The sequence below is a fragment of the Methylobacterium sp. B1 genome, assembly GCF_000333255.1.
Lineage (GTDB): Bacteria > Pseudomonadota > Alphaproteobacteria > Rhizobiales > Beijerinckiaceae > Methylobacterium > Methylobacterium fujisawaense.
In genome coordinates, this window is record NZ_BACT01000825.1 from 1 (window position 1) to 7,077 (window position 7,077).

A 7,077-nucleotide genomic window follows, 5' to 3' on the forward strand; every position below is an offset into this window, starting at 1 on the left:
GGTGACGCAGCAGCAGACAGGCTCCTACAATCAGTCGACAGTCTCGGTCTTCGGCGATTCCAACACNGTCGGCACCCGGCAGGACGGCAGCGGCGCGGCCGCGACGATCACGGTCCGCGGCGACAACAACGCCATCTCGGCGCAGCAGCAGGGCAACAACGCCCTGCCGATCAGCATCACGCAAGTCGGCAACGGCGCCAACGTCTCGGTCACCCGGAGGTAACCCCATGCGCTTGTCCCGTCTCCTCGGGCCGCTCGTCTGCGGCACGGCTCTCCTTGCGGGCGTAGAGGCGCAGGCCAGCAGCCTCGTCTACCAGCCGATCAACCCGTCCTTCGGGGGAAGCCCCCTGAACGGCGCCTGGCTGCAGGCCGAGGCCGCCGCCCAGAACGACGCGCAACGGTCCGCCCAGCGCGACCAGCAGCTGTTCTCGGCGGCCCAGAGCAACGCCAACACCAAGACCCCCGGTCAGATTTTCGCCCAGCAGTTGCAGACGCAGATCTACAGCTCGCTGGCGAACCAGATCACCCAGGCCCTCTTCGGCGAGAACGCCCAGCAGAGTGGCAGCTACAGCTTCGGCGGATCCCAGGTCACGTTCCAGCGTCTGGGGACCAACATCCAGCTCCAGATCTTCGACGGCCAGTCGACCACCACCATCGTCGTCCCGGCGACGGCGGCGGCCGGCGGCAGCGCGATCGCCACGACGCCGCTCTCGGGCGCGCCCTGAAGCCGGGCGCAGGACGATGGAAACCGATCATCCTTGGCGGCCGGCTTCGCCGACCTGTGCCGCGCGAGCGGACGCGGCGGACCGGCGTGCGGACCGGAACGGAGACGGCGTTGCCCGTGCGTAGCCTTCTGAACAGCCTGGTCGGCGCCGTCATCCTGTGTGCGGGCCTCGCCGCCTGCGCCCCCTGGGAGCGGGAGCTGCTTGCCCAGGCCCCGGTGGTGACGCCGCCGTCGCCCACCGACCTCAATCTGGAGACGCTGCCGCCGCCGACTCGCCGGGTCGACATCGCGATCTACAGCTTCCCGGACCTCACCGGTCAGAACAAGCCGAACGACAACATCGCGGAATATTCCCGCGCGGTCACGCAGGGCGGGGGCGCCTTCGTGGTCGACGCCCTGCGGCGCGCCGGCCGCGGCCAGTGGTTCTCGGTGGTGGAGCGCACCGGTCTCGCCAATCTGCTGCAGGAGCGGCAGCTCATCCGGGCCACGCGCCAGGAATTCGAGGGCGTGGAGGCCAAGCCGCTGCCGCCGATCCGGTTCGCCGGCCTGATCGTGGAGGGCGGCATCATCGGCTACGATGCCAACACCGTCACGGGCGGCGCCGGCGCCAACCTTCTGGGCATCGGCGGCGACACCAAATACCGGCGCGACGAGGTGACGGTGGCGATGCGCATCGTCTCCGTGCAGAGCGGCGAGGTGCTCAACAGCGTCACGGTGACGAAGACGATCTACTCGGTCGCCCTCAACGCCAACGCGTACCGCTACGTGGCGGTGGCCAAGCTGCTGCAGGTCGAGGCGGGCGTGACCCGCAACGAGCCGACCCAGATGGCCGTCCGCGAGGCGATCGACCTCGCCGTCTACGCGACGATCATGGAAGGCACGCGCAAGAAGCTCTGGCGCTTCCGGGACCCGGTGCTCGGGACGCGCTTGGTCGACGCGTACCTCGCCCGCGACAAGCCGACGCCGCTCGAGGTTCCGGCCGCAGAGGCGCCGGTGGGGCCGGTGGGGCCCGTGGTGGTCAAGTCCTGAACCGCCATGCTGGAGCCCGTCGCACGCCCGCTCCGGTTCGGCCACCGCCGCAGGGGCGTGCGGGGGCCGCTCGCCCTCTGTCTCGTGCTGGCCGCCGCCCTGACCCCGATCATCGCGCCCCGGGCATCGAGCACCGCGCGTGCCCCGATGGCGCCGGATGCGGCCGACCTCACACCCTTCGCGCAAAGTGCGCCGCCGCCGATTGGGCCGGTGGCCAGCCTGGTCCGGTGGCCGGCGATCAGTCCGGCGATCAGTCCGGCCATGGCCGACCTTCTGGTCCTGGNATCGGGCGCGTTCCAGCCGATCGATGCCGCGTCGTTGCTGTTCTCGCGGGGTGATGGCGACCTGGACCGGCTGATCGCGACCGCGGCCGCGGCCAACGACCTGCCGCCCGACTTCTTCCTGCGCCTTCTGCGTCAGGAGAGCGGCCTCAATCCCTATGCGGTCAGTCCGGTCGGCGCACAGGGAATCGCCCAGTTCATGCCCGGGACCGCCGCCGAGCGCGGCCTGCGAAACCCGTTCGATCCCGTGGAGGCGATTCCGAAATCCGCCGAACTCCTGCGCGAGCACCGCGCGCGCTTCGGCAATCTCGGTTTGGCGGCCGCCGCGTACAATGCCGGCCCTCAGCGCGTGCGCGGATGGCTCGACGGCCGTTCGGGCATGCCCGCCGAGACGCGCGACTACGTGATCCGCATCACGGGCCGCCCCCTGGAGGAGTGGGCCCTGCAGAGCGGCCGGTCCCTGCCGGGGACGGCGCTGGCCTTCCTCGCCCCGCGCAGTCTCGGCTCTGCCTGGGCCGGCCGCGCCGACCCGCTCCTGCGTCCTGCGTCCCTGCTGGGGACCGAGCCGGTCTTGCGCGACGGGCCCGTGCCGTCGACGGCGCGCTCCGCCAGGACGAGGTCCCAGCGCCCGTCGGCACGGAGCCCGCAGCCGCGCTCCGAGCAGGCCCTCTGCGCGGTCCTGAACGGCGAAGGCCGCACCTGCCTCGTCCAGGCGGTCTATTGAGGGGGCGCGAGCTGCTCGATCCGGACCGCCTGGGCGGGCGTGGTCGGCTGGCGGCTCTGCCGAAGCCTGCGCCGCTTCCCGCGCCGTGATGCCCCCGCCGCCGGGATTGGGCCTGCCGCCTCAAGCAGGGACCGGTCGATCACCGGCGCCCGCTGAAACGCAGCCGGTCGCGGGCCGGGCGCGAGGCGCTGCCCCTCGTAGAGTTCGATGCAGTCCCGGAGGGCCGTCGGGTCGCGGATGAAGGTGCAGTCGTTCACGTTCGGCACCGGCGCGCCCTGCGCCGCAGCGGCGGTGATGCTCCCCGCGGCGGCGGCGGCGAACACAATCGTCCGCAGTGCAAATCCGGACATGGATGAACCTCACGGCCGTGCAGGCGAGTCGCCGCGTCGGCCTGAAACTACATTATTCAGCGTCTATCAGAACATTCACCTATCCTGCCAGTTCCGAAATTCTGATTTCGCTCGAACTCCAGAGGCCAGATCTGGGCCGCGGCCGCCGGTCGGGCGCGCGGCCGAGGCCCGCGCGACTTCGCCGCCCCGTTTCGCACCATCGACCGGCGCTCGGCGGACCGCCGCGCCACGTCGCCGAGGGGGCCATCTCCACATCCGCAAGTCATGTCGGCGAGACGGCCGGCTCCTGGTGGCCTGCAAGCGGCGGCACCTGGCGCAGGCGCCCCCTCGTCCGACCGATGCCTGCGGGACGGGCCTGATCGGCAATGGCACAGCGATCCGGTGGGATGTCGGTGAGGGCCGCTCAAGGCGATCCCCCGGAGCGCGGCAAGCTGCAGCGCCAAAAGGACTGCCCCTTCACGGGGGGCGGATCACTCTGCCGACGGCCCCGCGCAGCCCGCACGGTCCGCCTAAGGGATGGCGTCACAGTCCGCTGAGTGACGGTATCGGGTCGAACGCAGCCGTGCGCGCAGCCAATCAGGCCGCGTTCAGATTCTAGACGCCCGCCCGCGATGGCCCGCCCACCTGCCGCAGGGCCTCGCCGGCGATCATCGCGGCCGCAACCGCGACGTTGAGCGAGCGCAGGCCTGGCCGGATCGGCACCACGATCCGGGCATCGGCCGCCGCGTGCACCGCCTCCGGTACGCCGGCGGATTCGCGTCCCATCATCACGCAATCGTCCGGGCGGAAGGCGAAGTCCGTGTAGGGTAGGGCGCCCGCCGTGGTTGCGAGGACGAGCCGGATCCCGGCCTCGGCCCGCCACGCCGCGAAGGCCGCGAAGGAGCGGTGCCGCGTGATCGCCACGTGGTCGAGGTAGTCGAGCCCGGAGCGGCGCAGGTGCCGGTCGGAGACATCGAAGCCCGCGGGTTCCACGATCTCCACCGCGAGCCCCAGGCAGGCGGCCATGCGCAGCATCGTGCCGGTGTTCTGGGGAATGTCGGGCTGGTAGAGGGCGAGGCGGAGCATGGCGCCCGCCTTGTGCGGGGTGGGGCCCGCGCCGTCAAAGGCCCGCGCCGACGACGCACAGCCGGCAAACCGCTGCGGCGGCCCCCGCCGACGCCGAGACCGGGCGGAACTTAAGCCCCGCCAGAACCTTGAGGCGGCGCCACCCCATGTTCGGCCTCCGTCTGAAAGACCTGCTCCGATGCGCACCCCGCTCCTCGCCTCGGCCCTCCTGCTGGCCGGCCTCGCCACCGCCTCGGCGCAGACCGACGGCACCAAGCCGGACGGCGGCAGCGCCGCGACCCCGGTTCCCGGCGCACCCGCCACCATGGCCGACAACCTGCGCCCGACCTTCGTGGCTCAGACCCCCGACGACATGGTCGCCAGCAAGCTGATCGGCTCCAGCGTCGTCAACGGCGCCAACGAGACGATCGGGCAGATCGCCGATTTCGTCCTCGACCAGAAGGGCGCCGTGAAGGCCTGGATCATCGGGGTCGGCGGCTTCCTGGGGATCGGCTCGAAATACGTCGCGGTCGACCCGTCCGTGCTCAAGCTCGACCGCACCGACGGCAAGACCCTTCAGGCACGGATCGACACGACCAAGGACCAGCTCCGGGCGGCGCCGGAATACGTCTATCTCGGCAAGGAGCCGCCGAAGGGCGCCGCTCCGGCGAGCCCCGCGGGGGAGCCGGCGCAGAAGCCCTGACCGCGCCGACGGCGCGGGGCCGGGCGGCCGGCGGCACCGCGCCGGCTTGCCTCCGCGCGCCGTTGTGTGCTGTGCCGGCCTCCCCCGGAGGTCGGAACCCGTCCCATGCGCCGCGCCCTCGTCCCGCTTCTCGCCTTCTGCCTCGGCCTCGTGGGCCTCACCGGGGCGGCGGTGTTCGCGTTCCTGCCCGACAAGGCGCCGGTGGGCGTACCCGGCGTCGGCGGCCCGTTCACCCTCGTGAACCAGGACGGACGCACCGTCACCGAGCGCGATTTCGCCGGGGCCACCCATCTCGTGTTCTTCGGCTTCACCCACTGCCCGGATGTCTGCCCGACCACCCTGCAGCAGATCTCCGCCGTGCTGGCCGCCCTCGGGCCGAAGGGCCAGGCGATGCGGGTCGCCTTCATCACGGTGGATCCCGAGCGGGACGATCCGGCGAGCCTGAAGACCTACCTGTCGAGTTTCGATCCGCGCATCACCGGCCTCACCGGGACCCCCGAGCAGGTCACCGCCACCGAGAAGGCGTACCGGGCCTATGCCCGCAAGGTGCCGGCCAAGGACGGCGACTACACGATGGAGCATACCGCCCTGGTGTACATCATGGACGCGCAGAACCACTTCCTCGGCGCCCTCGACCTGACCCGGCCGGCCGACGAGGTCGCTGCGCAGCTCGCCAGGAAGATCTGAGCGCGGGGTGGTCCGGCCGGGGACGCGCTACAGCGTCATCCCGGCATGGAAGCGGTCGGGGGAGAGGGGCAGCAGGAACTGCACGCCGAAGCCGCCCTCGAAATAGCGGACCAGCCGCCCCGGCGTGCTGCCCACCGTGACGGCGGCGCCGAGAGGCAGCGGCACCGGGCAGGAGATCGCCACGCCCGACATCGAGATGTCGATGAGGCGTGCCCTGATCTCGCGGCCGCTCTCGACGCGCAGGATCACGGCCGTGTTGGTCGGGACGAGACGCTCGTGCGAGCGCCCCTCCGGCAGCCCCAGCATCTCTCGGTTGGCCAGCCAGGTGAGCTGGGAGGCGAGCTTGTCCCGCTTGCGCGGTGTGGCGTTGAGCTGGACCGCAAAGCCGTCCGCGCAGGGGCGGGCGATCACGCCTTCGATCCGGCCGATATGCTCCAGGTAGAGCACCACGCGTTCGCCGACTTCGCCCTGCACCGCGCAGGTCAGCCGCACGCCGCCCGGCGACATGTCCACCGTCTGGCAGGGGTACTCCCGACGATCGGCCAGCATGTAGCGGCCGAGCACGGCGACCCGCACGCGCTGGTGCCGGCGCTGGTCGGCCGCACCGCGCGCCGGCTCGGGGGGCGCCCCGCGTCGATCTGTTCCGGCGGTGGCCGCGACCGCGATCATTCCGAGATAGGTCCTACGCCGAGATAAAGGCCGGTACAGACTAAGCTCGGACTGTTACGAAACCCTTTTTTCCTGCTTCTGCGTGTTTCGGCCCTGTAGAAGCATTCACTATCGGACGTTGCCTCGACGGGCGCGATCGACTTTCGCCGTGACGGTGTTCTCGGATTCCCGCGCGGATCCGCTCGTGGCAGCGAGCGTCATCCCAGTGAATCTTTGAATGAATACAATCCTCAGGCGCGTCCGCCGGCGTGGACGAGGAGGTGGCCGTGGCGCACCGGTCCGGGATAGGTGGCGCTCGTGCGCACGGCGGTGCGGGCGGGCGGCCCCGCCTCGGGACGGCGGCTGGGCAGGATGCGCAGGGAGGTTGTCTCGGCTTCCATCAGCGGGCGCAGGCCGAGCCAGTGCGGCGCACCGTCGAGGCTCAGGGTGCCGAGGGCGCGGACCTGGGTCCGGCCGCGGTGGCGCAGGGGCAGGAGCAGGAGTTCGAGGTCCGCCGCCTCGCCGGCCGCATTCGTGCCGCGCAGGCCCGCCACGACGCCGAGCGTGTCGCTGGCGACGATCTCGACGATCCGCCAGGGATCCGGCGCCCGGGAGCCCCAGAGCCGGGCGAAGGGCTCACCCTTCAGCTCACGGCCATACAGGGCGCAGACCCGCGTCCCTGCGAGCCGGATCGTCGCGGAACGGGCGAGCATGTCGAGTTCCAAAATCAGGCTGTCGGCGAAAAGGTGCCGGATCTCGCCCCGCTCGATCTCGGCGCGCTCCGGAGCAACCCGCTCTCCGCGCAGGCGCTTCCAGTAGGCGTGGAGCATGCGGCTGGTGGGATGTTTCATCGGGGTCCCGATTCTCAACGCCTGTGGGTCATCCCC

General features: G+C 71.3%; 9 protein-coding genes and 1 pseudogene. 6 read left to right on the forward strand and 4 right to left on the reverse strand.

From position 1 onward, the window contains the following. From I53_RS35445 to I53_RS23705, 4 genes and pseudogenes are all read left to right on the forward strand, one after another. Positions 1-223 (forward strand): annotated as a pseudogene (locus I53_RS35445) (hypothetical protein); the annotation flags it as partial. Positions 224-227: 4 nt separating this feature from the next. Continuing rightward, positions 228-725, forward strand: coding sequence for a curli assembly protein CsgF (locus I53_RS23695; protein ID WP_043355333.1), 498 nt, complete (start codon positions 228-230; stop codon positions 723-725). A 116-nt stretch (positions 726-841) separates the two neighbouring features. Then, complete coding sequence (locus I53_RS23700; protein ID WP_043355347.1) at positions 842-1,753, forward strand: CsgG/HfaB family protein; 912 nt, start codon at positions 842-844, stop codon at positions 1,751-1,753. 6 nt (positions 1,754-1,759) lie between these two features. After that, complete coding sequence (locus I53_RS23705; RefSeq protein ID WP_043355334.1) at positions 1,760-2,758, forward strand: lytic transglycosylase domain-containing protein; 999 nt, start codon at positions 1,760-1,762, stop codon at positions 2,756-2,758. Here the strand turns inward: I53_RS23705 and I53_RS23710 are convergent. Both I53_RS23710 and I53_RS23715 read right to left on the reverse strand, forming a co-directional pair. Beyond that, positions 2,752-3,108: a hypothetical protein gene (locus I53_RS23710; RefSeq protein WP_043355336.1), complete on the reverse strand. Its 357-nt coding sequence runs from the start codon at positions 3,106-3,108 to the stop codon at positions 2,752-2,754. The genes I53_RS23705 and I53_RS23710 overlap by 7 nt on opposite strands. 594 nt (positions 3,109-3,702) lie before the next feature. Further along, positions 3,703-4,173 carry a tRNA (cytidine(34)-2'-O)-methyltransferase gene (locus I53_RS23715; RefSeq protein ID WP_043355337.1) on the reverse strand — a complete coding sequence of 157 codons (471 nt, stop codon included), beginning with the start codon at positions 4,171-4,173 and terminating at the stop codon, positions 3,703-3,705. A 178-nt stretch (positions 4,174-4,351) separates the two neighbouring features. Here I53_RS23715 and I53_RS23720 point away from each other — a divergent pair, with 178 nt between their 5' ends. Then, positions 4,352-4,855 (forward strand): PRC-barrel domain-containing protein, encoded by a 504-nt coding sequence (locus I53_RS23720; RefSeq protein ID WP_043355339.1) that lies wholly within the window; start codon positions 4,352-4,354, stop codon positions 4,853-4,855. 105 nt (positions 4,856-4,960) lie between these two features. Next, positions 4,961-5,542 carry an SCO family protein gene (locus I53_RS23725; protein WP_043355341.1) on the forward strand — a complete coding sequence of 194 codons (582 nt, stop codon included), beginning with the start codon at positions 4,961-4,963 and terminating at the stop codon, positions 5,540-5,542. A gap of 27 nt (positions 5,543-5,569) precedes the next feature. Here I53_RS23725 and I53_RS23730 read toward each other — a convergent pair whose 3' ends face one another. Both I53_RS23730 and I53_RS23735 read right to left on the reverse strand, forming a co-directional pair. Further along, positions 5,570-6,211 (reverse strand): PilZ domain-containing protein, encoded by a 642-nt coding sequence (locus I53_RS23730; protein ID WP_043355343.1) that lies wholly within the window; start codon positions 6,209-6,211, stop codon positions 5,570-5,572. Between the two features lie 230 nt (positions 6,212-6,441). Then, positions 6,442-7,041, reverse strand: coding sequence for a PAS domain-containing protein (locus tag I53_RS23735; protein WP_043355345.1), 600 nt, complete (start codon positions 7,039-7,041; stop codon positions 6,442-6,444). Between the last annotated feature and the right edge of the window lie 36 nt (positions 7,042-7,077).